Genomic DNA, 13,095 nt, shown 5'->3' with positions numbered 1-13,095 from the left:
AAACCATCAACTTGATAGGGTTTTTTAACTAATCGCCCCTATAAGACAACATTAAGCCCTTGCAAGATCTTATCCTGCAAGGGCTTATAAAGATTAATAAATGATATTTTTAGTCAATACCATCACTTGTTCACGATTTATTGTAGCAATGAGATATCTGCAACTTTCAAGAACAAATCACGTAATTGGCTAAGCAGAGTTAGACGGTTAATACGTACCGCTTCATCTTCATCCATAACCATAACATCAGCAAAAAATGCATCCACAACTTCACGTAAAGAAGCCAACTCAACTAAGGCATCTTGATAATTACGCTCAGCAAACATTGGCTCTAGTTTTTCTTGTAATACAACAAGGTGTGTAGCCAACTTCACTTCTTGTGGTGCTTTTAGCACAGATGCGAGAACTTTATCAGCCAGTTTCTCATTAGATTTACTCAAGATGTTCGAAACACGCTTATTGGCTGCCGCTAAAGCTTCTGCATCTTCCAATGTACGGAAGTGAGTCACAGCCTTCACACGTGCATCAAAATCGGCTGGTGACGTTGGACGGCGCGCTAACACCGCTTGAATCGTATCAATACTATAGCCAAGCTCTTGATACCAAGAACGGAAGCGGCCAAGCATAAATTCAACAACATCATTCACTACATTTTTGTTAGTGAGTTTATCACCGTAAAGGCGGACGGCTTCTTCTGTCATTTCAACGAGATCAAGCTGATAGCCTTTTTCAACAATAATGCGTAACACGCCTAATGCAGCTCGACGCAGTGCAAATGGGTCTTTATCACCTTTCGGATGCTGACCGATGCCGAAAATACCGGCTAAGGTGTCCATTTTCTCGGCTAAGGCAAGTGCCGCTGAAACATCAGTAGACGGCAACGCATCCCCTGCAAAACGAGGTTGATACTGCTCTTTCAGTGCTAATGCAACATCTTCTGATTCACCGTCATGGCGTGCGTAGTGCATCCCCATCACGCCTTGAGTGTCTGTAAATTCAAACACCATATTGGTCATCAGGTCACATTTTGCCAACAAACCCGCGCGAGTCGCATGATTAACATCTGCACCAATCTTCGCTGCAACCCAACCTGATAAGGCTTCTAAACGGTCAGTCTTATCACGCAATGTGCCAAGCTGTTGTTGAAACAGAACGGTTTCCAAACGTGGTAAATTATCTTCAAGACGTTGTTTACGGTCAGTTTTAAAGAAAAACTCCGCATCCGCCAAACGAGGACGTACCACTTTTTCATTACCGGAGATAATTTGTTGTGGGTCTGAAGATTCAATATTCGCCACAAAAATGAAATTTGGCATCAGGTTGCCAGCATTGTCATAAACAGGGAAATATTTCTGATCCCCTTTCATGGTATAAACCAATGCTTCCGCAGGTACTTCTAAGAACTTCTCTTCAAATTTTGCAGTTAATACGACAGGCCATTCAACTAATGAAGCAACTTCTTCTAGTAAGCTGTCGGTTAAATCCGCTTTCCCACCAAGGGCGAGCGCGGCTTTTTCAGCATCAGCTTTGATGACGGCTTTACGTTCTTCATAGTCAGCAATGACTTTGCCGCGTTCACGTAAGATCGCCGGATATTGGTCTGCATGATCAATCGTAAACTCTGATTCACCCATAAAACGGTGACCACGGATTGTACGACCGCTCTTAATGCCTAGCACTTCACCGTCAACAACATCGCTACCCAATAATAAGGTTACGGTGTGGACAGGGCGCACAAAATGCGTCTCTTTATCGCCCCAACGCATGAGTTTTGGAATGGGTAACTTAGCCAGAGAACGGCTTACCATATCGACCAACAATTCACTAACTGCTACGCCTTTTACTTGAGCGCGATAAAGTAACCATTCACCTTTATCCGTTTTTAAACGCTCGGCTTGGTCAACGGAAATACCGCAACCACGAGCCCACCCTTCAGCAGCTTTGGTTGGTTGACCGTCAGCGCCAAAAGCAGCAGAAATCGCAGGGCCGCGTTTTTCAACTTCACGGTCAGGTGATGAGTCTGCAAGAGCAGCGACTTTTAAGGCCAAACGGCGAGGTGCTGCAAACCAGCTAACTTCACCGTGTGCAATATCCGCGCTATCCAATTCAGCCGTAAAGTTTGCCGCAAATGATTCAGCTAATGAACGAAGAGCCTTCGGCGGTAACTCTTCTGTGCCGATTTCCACTAGGAAAGTCTGTTGAGTCATGACAGCCTCTTAATTCTTGTGACACATAGGGAATCCGAGCGCCTCACGGGAAGCATAATAAGCTTCGGCAACCCCTTTAGTTAGGGTACGGATACGTAGAATATAACGCTGGCGTTCTGTCACTGAGATTGCTTTACGAGCATCCAGTAAGTTAAATGTATGAGCCGCTTTCAAAATGCGCTCATAAGCCGGTAGCGGCAGTGGTGTTTCTAGTGACAGTAAATATTGAGCTTCTTTCTCATACTCTTCAAAGCATTTGAAAAGAAAATCGACATTAGCATATTCAAAGTTATAGGTTGACTGCTCAACTTCATTTTGATGATAAATATCACCATAGGTCGTTTTACCGAGTGGGCCATCGCACCAAACAAGGTCATAAACGCTATCAACACCTTGAATATACATAGCAAGGCGTTCAAGACCGTAGGTAATTTCACCCGTTACAGGCTTGCATTCCAGCCCGCCAACTTGTTGGAAGTAAGTAAACTGAGTGACTTCCATACCATTTAGCCACACTTCCCAGCCTAGACCCCAAGCGCCTAGTGTTGGGTTTTCCCAGTTATCCTCAACAAAACGGATATCATGAACGGTGGGATCAATTCCCAATTCCTTCAATGAGCCGAGGTAAAGTTCTTGAATATTGTCAGGTGATGGCTTAATGATCACTTGAAACTGATAGTAATGTTGAAGGCGGTTTGGGTTTTCACCGTAACGGCCATCAGTAGGACGACGAGAAGGCTGAACATAAGCCGCCGCAATTGGCTCAGGCCCTAACGCACGCAAGCACGTCATTGGATGAGATGTTCCTGCGCCGACTTCCATGTCCAGTGGTTGAACAATGGTGCAGCCTTGGCGCGCCCAGTAATCCTGCAATGTCAGGATAAGACCTTGGAAGGTTTTGGTATCAAACTTTTGCATGTTAGATCCGCACGCGATACATATGATTTAATGAAAGTATGTCAGTATACCCTTTGACCGCCAGATATACAGCATTGAATCTACGTCTATTTGCCCTATAAATAAAAAAACTTTATTTTGTCTCTTTTAAACTGGACATTTATACAGTATAAATAAGGCATATAAGCCTTTGCCCCCTTGAAAGGAGACAAAATGAATTCATCGCCAATTCGTTGCCATTGGGTAAATCAAGACCCAGAATATATTGCCTACCATGATAATGAATGGGGGAAGCCAACAAAGGATAACCAACAGCTATTTGAGATGATCTGCTTAGAAGGTCAACAAGCTGGGCTTTCTTGGTACACCATTTTAAAAAAACGCCAAGATTATCGCATACTGTTCCATCAGTTTGATCCTGCAAAAATTGCCATGATGAGTGAACAAGATGTTGACAGCTTAATGCAGGATCCTCGTATCATTCGGAACCGCGCTAAAATTAACGCGATTATTGCTAATGCAAAGGCTTATTTAAAAATGGCTGAAAACGGCGAGGATTTCTCAACATTTTTATGGCAATTTGTGGGTGGCAAACCTATCGTCAACCAGTGGCAGTCTCACACTCAAGTTCCCACAGAGACAGAGCTTTCAAAACGTTTATCCAAAGCACTTAAAAAACGTGGATTTAAGTTTATTGGTTCCATTACTTGTTATGCTTTTATGCAAGCGACAGGCATGATTAATGACCATTTAAAAGATTGTTGCCAATATAAATAAATCAGAATGAATCGGCATCACCCCCATTATCAAAAGCAACATTCACCATATTTTAACCAATTTTTACAAATATCAGCCCAGAAGTTAATAAAAAAGCAGTATTTTGTATCAATGCTATATTGATTGAAGCTGTTGAACTCTCTTGTCGAGCAGAGTATGTTTTTAAATTCCATTAACAACCTACTTAACATATGTGAATAAATGAGATGATATTTTCTAAATTCGGTAATAAATTCGCACAAAATTCAGGTATATCAACATTAATGAAAGACTTGAATGATGGCTTGAGAACTCCCGGTGCAATTATGCTGGGTGGTGGGAACCCTGCTCATATCCCTGAGATGGATGCCTATTTCCAAACACTATTAGCAGAAATGTGCGCCAACGGTAAATTAACGGATACTTTGTGTAACTATGACGGTCCACAAGGTAAAGATGCCATGTTGAAAGCGCTAGCAGCAACCCTAAAAGCAAAACTAGGCTGGAATATTAGCGCCAAAAATATTGCCCTATCCAATGGCAGCCAAAGCGCGTTTTTCTACCTATTTAACTTGCTTGCTGGTCGTTTTGAAGATGGCATCACTCGTAAGGTTCTATTCCCACTAGCCCCCGAATATGTTGGCTATGCCGATTCAGGGCTAGATGACGATCTATTTGTGGCAAATAAGCCACAAATTGAATATTTACCGAATGGTCAATTTAAATATCACGTTGATTTTAATACATTAGAAGTAACTGATGATATTGGTGTTATCTGTGTTTCACGCCCAACAAACCCTACCGGTAACGTGATAACCGATGAGGAAGTGGAGCACCTTGATAAACTGGCAAAGCAACACAACATTCCATTACTCATTGATAACGCTTATGGAGTTCCTTTCCCTGGCATTATTTTTAGTGAAGCGACGCCATTTTGGAATGAGAATGTCATTCTGTGTATGAGCTTGTCTAAGCTAGGGTTACCCGGTACTCGTTGCGGTATTATCATCGCGAATGAAGAGATCATTGAAGCGGTGAGTAACATGAACGGCATTATTAGCCTTGCACCGGGTAGTGTTGGCCCTGCATTAGCGTTGGAAATGTTGCAGCGGGATGATCTGATTTCTTTATCAAAAAATGTTATTGGCCCCTTCTATAAACAACGTGTAGAAGAGGTTATCCGCATTATCCGTCGTTATATTCCTGAAGATAAATGTCTGATCCATAAGCCTGAAGGTGCTATTTTCTTATGGTTATGGTTCAAAGATTTGCCGATTACTAGCTTAGAACTCTATCAACGACTAAAAAAACGCGGTGTTTTAATGGTTCCGGGGCATTACTTTTTCCCTGGTCTAGAAGAAAACTGGCCACATGCACATCAATGTATGCGTATGAATTATGTGCCAGAGCCAGAAAAAATCGAGAAAGGTATTGCTATTCTTGCTGAAGAATTAGAATTGGCTTATCAAACTGTCGAATGTTAGATGTTCCTGTCGTTAGCTTGTTGTCATCCTTGTATATCAAGGATGACTGGTTAACTAACACGGTTAATAGATACCTGATACCCTAAAAATAAAAAAAAAGCCCTTCTATGAATTAAAAGGGCTAAAAATTAGCGAGAACTCCGTAATCAAATATTACATTACGAATATCATTCAACTGTATTAAACCATCTTTTTAGATTATTCATCGTTTGAATAAACACCATTTTTACCTCTATATATCTAAATACCCTTCTCGCCCATCATCACTTTTAGCAACTATCGTCACAATGTCCAAAATAAAATCGCCAATAGCTGCGGTGAAATAATGCGTAAAAACATCGCTAAAGGATAGACGGTTGCATAAGAGAGAGCCGGTGCCCCACTGGTTGAATGAATATTGTTAGCAAATGCCAGTGCTGGTGGATCTGTCATTGAACCTGCCAGCACACCACACAGGCTGAGGTAATTCATCTTGCCGAAGATCCGAGCGATAAGACCAGTAATAAATAACGGAACAAAGGTGATTAATAAACCGTAGCCGATCCAAGTTAGCCCATCACCTTTAACTAAGGTATCAATAAAACCACCGCCTGAATTTAAACCGACCACAGCAAGGAACATCACAATACCGAGCTCCCGTAATGCAAGGTTAGCACTAGGCGGCATAAACCAATATAAACGCCCTATGGTGCCTATACGCCCTAAAATCAGTGCGATGACCAATGGTCCACCTGCCAGCCCAAGTTTTAATGCAGCGGGGAAACCCGGAATAAAAAGAGGTATCGACCCCAACACAACACCAAGACCTATACCAATAAACACAGGTAGCATTTGTACTTGCTGTAGTTTTTGTTTGGCGTTGCCAAGCAATGCGCTAACGGCTTCAATAGACTCAGGCCTTCCCACAATATTGAGAATATCACCGAATTGCAGTACTGAATTATTATTCGCCACAAGCTCAATCCCTGCTCGATTTAGTCGAGTGACCACCACGTCATATTTCTGTTTTAAGTTCAGATCACGTAGACGTTTACTCAATACTGAATCATTTGTTACTACTACACGAACAGAGTGAAGTATTGAGCCAGATGTCGATAATGATGCATCCACCTCCTCACCAAGAATTAAACGGACTTTATTAAGGTCTTCTTTTTGCCCAACCACATGCAGTAAATCGCCTAATTGAATTTCCGTTGTAGGCTGAGGCACCATAAGCATTTCGCCTCTTTTCAATCTTGAGCAAACAATATCCTCACTTCCTAATAAAGGAATATCTTGCATCATCAAGCCATCTAAGTTGGTATTGCGAACCGCAATATTCATCGTTTGCAATGTTTCTCGCTGATGCACATTCTGGCTGCTAAAAGCTGCGGCTTCTTTATCAACACTGATCCTAAAAATGATACGGATCAACCACATTACTAGCAAAATACCACATATGCCCATCGGATAAGCCATGGCATATCCCATTCCCATTTGCCCAACCAGCGCAGGGTCCGAGCCTAAGTCAGTGAGTATTTGCTGGCCTGCACCTAAAGAAGGCGTATTCGTGACCGCACCAGAAAAAATCCCCAAAATAATTGGTAACGGAATATTGGCTAATTTGTAGATAACCGCGGTTACTACAGCACCTAATACAACAACTAATAAAGCAAAGCCATTTAGTTTTAATCCAGAAACACGCAATGATGAGAAGAAACCTGGCCCCACTTGAATACCGATAGTATAAACAAACAGGATCAAGCCAAATTCCTGAATAAAATGCAGCATGTGACCATTGAGTTGTAAACCATAGCTTTGTGCGAAATGGCCGACAATAATACCGCCAAATAATACCCCGCCGATCCCAAGGCCAACATTACGGATTTTCCAATTACCTATCCATAAACCAAGTGCAGCAGCTAACGCCAACAAACTCACAGTAAGAGCTAATTCACTCATAGACCGCTATCCTTTTGACGAAAAGTCACTTACAAAGCGTAACGTGAAAGACGATAAAACGTACAACTGAATCGATTATGTCAAATAAAAACAAAGTAATATGTGCATTAGTCCACAGTTCGTCATTTATGAAAAAGAGATTAGCTCACCGATTGATGCCAATACATATACGTATTAAACATTCAATGATATTAGTTAATATTGGTAACAAAATAGATCATTTGTTTAGACAGTTATCAATTTTTATAATACAAATTCAACAATTCATATTATGCTGTGATTGTGAATTTTTGATTTTTAGCTATTATTGTCACAGGGAAAGATAATAAATTTAAAACATAGGTTAAATGGACTATATGGCTGGACTATTGCTAAAAAGAATATTGATATGTTTTACACCATTAATACTTTCAGGTTGTTCAAGCATTATGACTCATGCAGGGCCTTCTGACGGTTATTACCCCGGCTCTAAAAACAGTATCGAAATGATTAAAGATAAAGATACTGGCTGGGTTATGCGCCCACTATTAGCGATTGATTTACCCTTTACCGCGGTAATGGACACATTGCTTATTCCCTTAGATTATGTGAAATCTGATAGTAACTCTGAAGAGAGTTCACCTAAAAAGCGTATTGAAGCACTCGATAAACAAGCTAATACCCAAATAAATAACCACCCAGACTCTTTAGAGAGCAATCTAGAATAGCGTATTTGTTACAAGTAACATATTCAGTTAATGAGTATTAATTTTATAATTAATTACTCTTTGTTTTACTCTTTATTTGCATAATTTTTTCAGTGTTATTCTAATTAACACGATTTAATAATGATTAAATCACCGAATAAATTACTAAGATATAATTAATTAACACTATAAACACTAGCTAATTAATTATATTTCGAGTATTGAGAAGAGGCACTTTCGCCTCTTCTCTCTTACTTTATCTAGGTGGTTACCTAGCATGCGATTTAGCATCCTAAACCTGTTTCTACAATATGAATTTGCCTATACCCCTTTGTGTCATCACGCATAAAAGCAATCAAACGGTCATCAGGTGAAAACACAACGGCGTCCGCAACGGGAGCGGTTGCACTTCGCACCGTCAATCTTTCTAATTCACCTGAAATCACATTGCAACGCATCACGCTGTTATCACAAATAAAGGCAATATGCTTGCCCTGACTATCCCAACTAAAGGCAGATTGGATAGATGAGGAACACTGTGTAATTTGCTTAAGACTTCCTGTCGATGTACTGGCTAACCATAACTGAACAACGCCATTATCATCCTTCATTAAACAGGCAATAAAACGGCCATCAGGCGATGAACGTAACCAGTGCCTTGGTTGTTTCGCCAGCCCTGGATATTGCCGCTCATGGGTAAATGTCAACCTACGTTGTTGAATATTTTTAGGGGGAAAAGGTAGCCGAGAATCCGTGCCTTGCAGCGGGAAATCACCTTGTTGCATAAAAGCATTCTCATCCTCGGGCAGGTCAACGATGAAGATTTCAGGAATAATTTCACCATCAAGCGAGTGAGTATCACCAATAAACGCGATTGCCCTGCTTTGCCACTGCCCATTATCTGATAAATACCCTTTTTGCCCAATCCAACCTTCTTCGTAGGCTCGGCTGATTTGATGACTGCCAAGAATCGGCTCTGGGGTTGTGTGGGAAATAACACAGCAGAAATATTCCCCGCTATACTCACGTTGATGACCTTTCGGCTCCACATTGACTGCTTTGATAGGAACAGCGATAGCAACATTACGTTGATCTAACCGAATATCTCTTTCATGCATAACATGGTCGTTATAAGTAAAACTTAACCACTTACCATCAGGACTAAAGACATGAACATGTGTTCCTCCTCTTAATGCTCCTGCAAGATAAGGTGGAGTAATACACATGGCATCAATTGAATGCGCCTCTCCTAATTTATCATCTCTAACGTATACGCCTCTGCGATGATGAAAATCGTATTGCCACTGCTCATCAGGAAATTCAGGGCCATGAATAAAGGCATAACGAGGCGGCTCTTCAGCACTTACCGTCACAACACCCACATGCGCACCATGATTAGCGCGATAGATTTCACATGGCATCTGACGCTCAATATGAATTTTTTCTATGGTCAACCCAGTAAATGAACTCGGACTAGGGCGAACATCATAAGCTATCCATTGGCTATCCGCTGTCCAAACATTAATATTTGTAAGTTGATGACTTCGCTTATCGTGCGTTATTTGAGTTTCTTTATAAGGTAATTTGCCGTTCAATCTGTTATCCTTTGACATCTCTTAATATGGGCTATCGGATTACTTTAACTAATCTATTTTGTAAGGCACTAGAAAATCTCAGTCGAGAATTTCTATAAGTAATATTACCCTTTAGCAATCACTTTAGTGTCGAATAGAATCATTATGTTATTAAGTGTTCTTTATATTATTGGTATTACCGCTGAGGCCATGACAGGCGCCCTCGCAGCTGGTCGCCGTAAAATGGATGTTTTCGGCGTTATTATTATTGCCTCAGCGACCGCCATTGGCGGAGGCTCTGTGCGCGATGTCTTACTTGGGCACTATCCATTAGGTTGGGTTCAAAACCCCGAATATATCTTGACAGTCGCCGGTGCCGCTATCGTTACTATTTGGATCGCACCAATGATGAAACATTTACGTCGTTTGTTTCTAATTTTAGATGCGATAGGCCTTATTGTATTCTCAATTCTAGGTGCCCAAATAGCCCTTGATATGAATTATAGCCCAGTGATTGCCGCGATTGCTGCTGTAATTACCGGAGTATTTGGCGGTGTCCTTCGTGACATGCTATGTAACACCATCCCCCTCGTTTTCCAAAAAGAAGTTTATGCTGGCGTCTCATTTGCCGCTGCATGGCTGTATATTGGGCTTTTATATACCCCACTACCACAAGACATCGTCGTTATTATTACCCTCATCGCGGGGCTAAGCGCACGGCTCATCGCCATACGTTATCGCTTAGGGTTACCCATTTTTAACTACGAAAGCCAAGACTAACGATTTAGGCCATCAAGCGGTTAGATTGATGGCCCGTTTCTTATCTCATCAATAACCTGAAATATCTCTTTGATATCCGGTGTTGAAAGCCATTGATTAAGCTTTGTTTTTTGTATGATAGACAAACCTAACCCCTCTAAAAAAAGCGTATTATTTAATAGGCTTAATTCTGTAATTAATGATAAATGTTTATCTTTTAAAGGGATCCCTAAGCCTTTTAGCCAATTCATGAGTGGTTGCTGCCCCACCAGCCTAAATTGCTCAATGATTTTCTTGGTTTTTTTAGTATTGGGTAGACTGGTTTGCCAACTTGGAGATAACCATGTTGTCAGCTTATTCAGATGGTAATGTTCTGCCCATTCACGCCAAGTAGCTTCACTAATTCCTTTTATCTTCAATTGCTTGCCTAGCCAATTTAAACGAGCAACAAACTGCTGCTCACACTGAGGAGTCATTACAAAACAGCTTAAAGCGTGAAACTGCTTAAACTGAGATAAGTCAGGGTAGGTGCGTTGTTGAAGGCGCCAAATTACCGATTCAAGTTTTGGAATACCATGCCCCGCTAGTGCCACTTGAATAGTATCACCAACCAGCAGATCCTTTTTCTGCCATGATTTCAATGAGCCTAAATAGAGCCGACTCACCTTTTTACTATCTAGTTCAACAGGTTCAATTTCCGCCACCACACTCACAGCCCCCGTTCTCCCCACGCGAAAATGGAGGTCAGTCACTTTTGAGGCGATTCGAGCATAAGGATGCTTCCAAGCTACAGACCAACTGTTGTGATTCACTTGCCATGCCGCTACCCGTGGCGTTGGAAATGACTTAAGTACAATACCGTCTGTCGCAAAAGGCATCGGCTGTTGATAGTAATAGGACTGCCATTTTTTCACTTGCGCCATAGTCGTGACTTTATGGCTATATTGCTGAGTAAGTGGAAACCCTAAATTTGCCAGTTGCCGCCATTGCTCTTCGGCTTTCCCCACTCCCTCTGGCCATGCCCAAATAAAGACATCAATATTGGCCTCAGGGGTTACAGGCTTACTTTTGCGCATTAACCACCCTGCAACTTGATTTCTGGCATTAACCCCACCACTGGCTTGTTGCCTATGATCTTTTAGCCGCCAAAATAGCTCTCCTTGTAATATAAGCTGTGGTTGTGATGTCGGTAGTTGCTTGGGGATAGCTGGAATAAAATCCGCTTTATCACGCCATTCAAGCCCCTCAATACCATTTCCACGACTGATCATTGAAACCAATTTCCCTTGCTGATAAACCAACGAAATGGCAACGCCATCAACCTTCGGTTGTAGCCAGACCTCCTCCCGTGTATCTATCCATTTTCCAATATCCACTTCATTTAATTTTTTTAAGCCCGTATGCACAATAGGATGCTTGGCTGTGCGCGAATGAGGTGGCAAATGGATAGGCGGTAATTGCCCAGACAAATTTTGGCACTTTTGCCATTGTTGCCATGTATTCAGCAGTTGATCATATGTTTCATCTGTTACGGGGCTACTTCCCGATAAACGGTATAGACGGTTCCATTGCTGCAACTGCTCGCCCAATTTCTGGCTCTCTTTTTTTAACTCATCCTGACTCAATGTTGAGCATTGGTGGGGATAAAAAAGCCGTGTTGCATCGGCTGACACATAGCTACAGTAAAAACTCAGTACCACAAAGACGTATTGAGCAGCCTGCCCTCTTTTTTCCTGAACAAATCCCTTTTGCATAAGCTGTCCTTATTCCTTTAGTTATCCCTTCAGATTGCACATCGATCCTGACGCGATAATCCAAAACTATCAGCTTAATTTCGATACTTCTGCAAAACATTTCGCAAAAAGAGTGTATTTTGCATCAATAAAAAAATATTTTCTGGAACGGCTTCGCAATTCATCTATTTCTTAAATAAATTGCGCTGTATACTCTAGATAATTTGAGATGCAATAAGAAATGAATCGCTATCAGCGCACTGCCGTTTGCCGTTCGCGTTAATGAATATCATCAAGAATATGGCAGCTTAAAGAGAAACAGGCATGCTTCATGCTTGATTGATAACGCTGCATGTTGGTGTAAGTCCGTGTATACTATGTGGGGTTTATCATTATCATTTATGTTTAACCCTCGATTATTCAAGAAACCATCATGATACAAGGCACATTATATATTGTTTCTGCGCCAAGCGGTGCAGGTAAGTCCAGCCTGATCCAGGCGTTGTTGAAAACACAACCGTTGTATGACACTCAAGTTTCAGTCTCTCATACAACAAGAGCTGCACGCCCCGGTGAAGTTCATGGTGAGCACTATTTCTTTGTATCCGAAACTGAATTTTTGGCAATGGTCGAAAATAATGAGTTCTTAGAGCATGCCTGTGTCTTTGGCAACTACTATGGTACTTCACGGCCGATCATTGAAGAAGTCCTCAAAAGTGGGGTTGATGTTTTTCTCGATATTGACTGGCAAGGTGCGCAACAGATTCGTGCCGCCATGCCAGAAGCACGTAGTATCTTTATACTACCGCCATCAAAAGATGAGCTTTATCGCCGTTTGCGAGGTCGTGGCCAAGACAGCGATGAGGTCATTGAGAAACGCATGTCACAAGCTGTTGGCGAAATTGAACATTACAATGAGTACGACTATCTCATTGTAAATGATGATTTCAATACCGCATTGAGCGATTTGCAATCGATTATTCGCAGCGAACGCTTAAGATTGGAGCGCCAAGTCCAGCGACATGATGCTTTAATCAGCAAATTACTGGCAGACTGAG

General features: G+C 41.6%; 10 protein-coding genes. 5 read left to right on the top strand and 5 right to left on the bottom strand.

The genetic code is table 11. From position 1 onward, the window contains the following. Positions 1–137: 137 nt before the first annotated feature. Together glyS and glyQ are read right to left on the bottom strand one after the other, a co-directional pair. Positions 138–2,207, bottom strand: coding sequence for a glycine--tRNA ligase subunit beta (glyS, locus tag PSE69_RS13955; RefSeq protein WP_004923731.1), 2,070 nt, complete (start codon positions 2,205–2,207; stop codon positions 138–140). Between the two features lie 9 nt (positions 2,208–2,216). Beyond that, positions 2,217–3,125 (bottom strand): glycine--tRNA ligase subunit alpha, encoded by a 909-nt coding sequence (gene glyQ, locus PSE69_RS13950; RefSeq protein WP_004923728.1) that lies wholly within the window; start codon positions 3,123–3,125, stop codon positions 2,217–2,219. 192 nt (positions 3,126–3,317) lie between these two features. On the opposite strand from glyQ, the gene PSE69_RS13945 reads away from it, so the two are divergent. Together PSE69_RS13945 and PSE69_RS13940 are read left to right on the top strand one after the other, a co-directional pair. After that, positions 3,318–3,881, top strand: coding sequence for a DNA-3-methyladenine glycosylase I (locus PSE69_RS13945; RefSeq protein ID WP_004923725.1), 564 nt, complete (start codon positions 3,318–3,320; stop codon positions 3,879–3,881). Positions 3,882–4,087: 206 nt separating this feature from the next. Continuing rightward, on the top strand, positions 4,088–5,344 hold the full coding sequence (locus PSE69_RS13940; protein ID WP_004923720.1) for a valine--pyruvate transaminase: 1,257 nt from the start codon (positions 4,088–4,090) through the stop codon (positions 5,342–5,344). A 282-nt stretch (positions 5,345–5,626) separates the two neighbouring features. Here the strand turns inward: PSE69_RS13940 and PSE69_RS13935 are convergent, their stop codons facing one another. After that, positions 5,627–7,285 (bottom strand): putative transporter, encoded by a 1,659-nt coding sequence (locus PSE69_RS13935; protein WP_004923717.1) that lies wholly within the window; start codon positions 7,283–7,285, stop codon positions 5,627–5,629. A 347-nt stretch (positions 7,286–7,632) separates the two neighbouring features. On the opposite strand from PSE69_RS13935, the gene PSE69_RS13930 reads away from it, so the two are divergent. Then, a complete protein-coding gene (locus PSE69_RS13930) occupies positions 7,633–7,992 on the top strand; it encodes a YceK/YidQ family lipoprotein (RefSeq protein ID WP_004923714.1) in 360 nt (119 codons plus the stop codon). A gap of 263 nt (positions 7,993–8,255) precedes the next feature. Here PSE69_RS13930 and PSE69_RS13925 read toward each other — a convergent pair whose 3' ends face one another. After that, the gene (locus tag PSE69_RS13925; RefSeq protein ID WP_041705106.1) at positions 8,256–9,584 is read right to left on the bottom strand and encodes a DUF3748 domain-containing protein; all 1,329 of its coding nucleotides are present in this window, start codon (positions 9,582–9,584) and stop codon (positions 8,256–8,258) included. 126 nt (positions 9,585–9,710) lie between these two features. On the opposite strand from PSE69_RS13925, the gene PSE69_RS13920 reads away from it, so the two are divergent. After that, positions 9,711–10,325 (top strand): trimeric intracellular cation channel family protein, encoded by a 615-nt coding sequence (locus PSE69_RS13920; RefSeq protein WP_014656991.1) that lies wholly within the window; start codon positions 9,711–9,713, stop codon positions 10,323–10,325. Between the two features lie 20 nt (positions 10,326–10,345). On the opposite strand, the gene ligB is transcribed toward PSE69_RS13920, so the two are convergent. Then, entirely contained in the window at positions 10,346–12,058 is a 1,713-nt protein-coding gene (gene ligB / locus PSE69_RS13915; protein ID WP_121874923.1) for an NAD-dependent DNA ligase LigB, read from the bottom strand. 412 nt (positions 12,059–12,470) lie between these two features. On the opposite strand from ligB, the gene gmk reads away from it, so the two are divergent. Continuing rightward, the gene (gene gmk, locus PSE69_RS13910; RefSeq protein ID WP_004923701.1) at positions 12,471–13,094 is read left to right on the top strand and encodes a guanylate kinase; all 624 of its coding nucleotides are present in this window, start codon (positions 12,471–12,473) and stop codon (positions 13,092–13,094) included. The last annotated feature ends 1 nt before the right edge of the window (position 13,095 follow it).

The sequence above is a fragment of the Providencia sp. PROV122 genome (assembly GCF_028482365.1).
Taxonomy (GTDB): domain Bacteria; phylum Pseudomonadota; class Gammaproteobacteria; order Enterobacterales; family Enterobacteriaceae; genus Providencia; species Providencia stuartii.
The sequence above is the reverse complement of the archived record's forward strand: the minus strand, read 5'-3'. Positions and strand labels throughout refer to the sequence as shown.

What these genes read in the sequence shown, in the direction of transcription:
- glyS (WP_004923731.1), bottom strand. Translation starts at nt 2,207, where the DNA reads ATGACTCAACAGACTTTCCTAGTGGAAATCGGCACAGAAGAGTTACCG.
- glyQ (WP_004923728.1), bottom strand. Translation starts at nt 3,125, where the DNA reads ATGCAAAAGTTTGATACCAAAACCTTCCAAGGTCTTATCCTGACATTG.
- PSE69_RS13945 (WP_004923725.1), top strand. Translation starts at nt 3,318, where the DNA reads ATGAATTCATCGCCAATTCGTTGCCATTGGGTAAATCAAGACCCAGAA.
- PSE69_RS13940 (WP_004923720.1), top strand. Translation starts at nt 4,088, where the DNA reads ATGATATTTTCTAAATTCGGTAATAAATTCGCACAAAATTCAGGTATA.
- PSE69_RS13935 (WP_004923717.1), bottom strand. Translation starts at nt 7,285, where the DNA reads ATGAGTGAATTAGCTCTTACTGTGAGTTTGTTGGCGTTAGCTGCTGCA.
- PSE69_RS13930 (WP_004923714.1), top strand. Translation starts at nt 7,633, where the DNA reads ATGGACTATATGGCTGGACTATTGCTAAAAAGAATATTGATATGTTTT.
- PSE69_RS13925 (WP_041705106.1), bottom strand. Translation starts at nt 9,584, where the DNA reads ATGTCAAAGGATAACAGATTGAACGGCAAATTACCTTATAAAGAAACT.
- PSE69_RS13920 (WP_014656991.1), top strand. Translation starts at nt 9,711, where the DNA reads ATGTTATTAAGTGTTCTTTATATTATTGGTATTACCGCTGAGGCCATG.
- ligB (WP_121874923.1), bottom strand. Translation starts at nt 12,058, where the DNA reads ATGCAAAAGGGATTTGTTCAGGAAAAAAGAGGGCAGGCTGCTCAATAC.
- gmk (WP_004923701.1), top strand. Translation starts at nt 12,471, where the DNA reads ATGATACAAGGCACATTATATATTGTTTCTGCGCCAAGCGGTGCAGGT.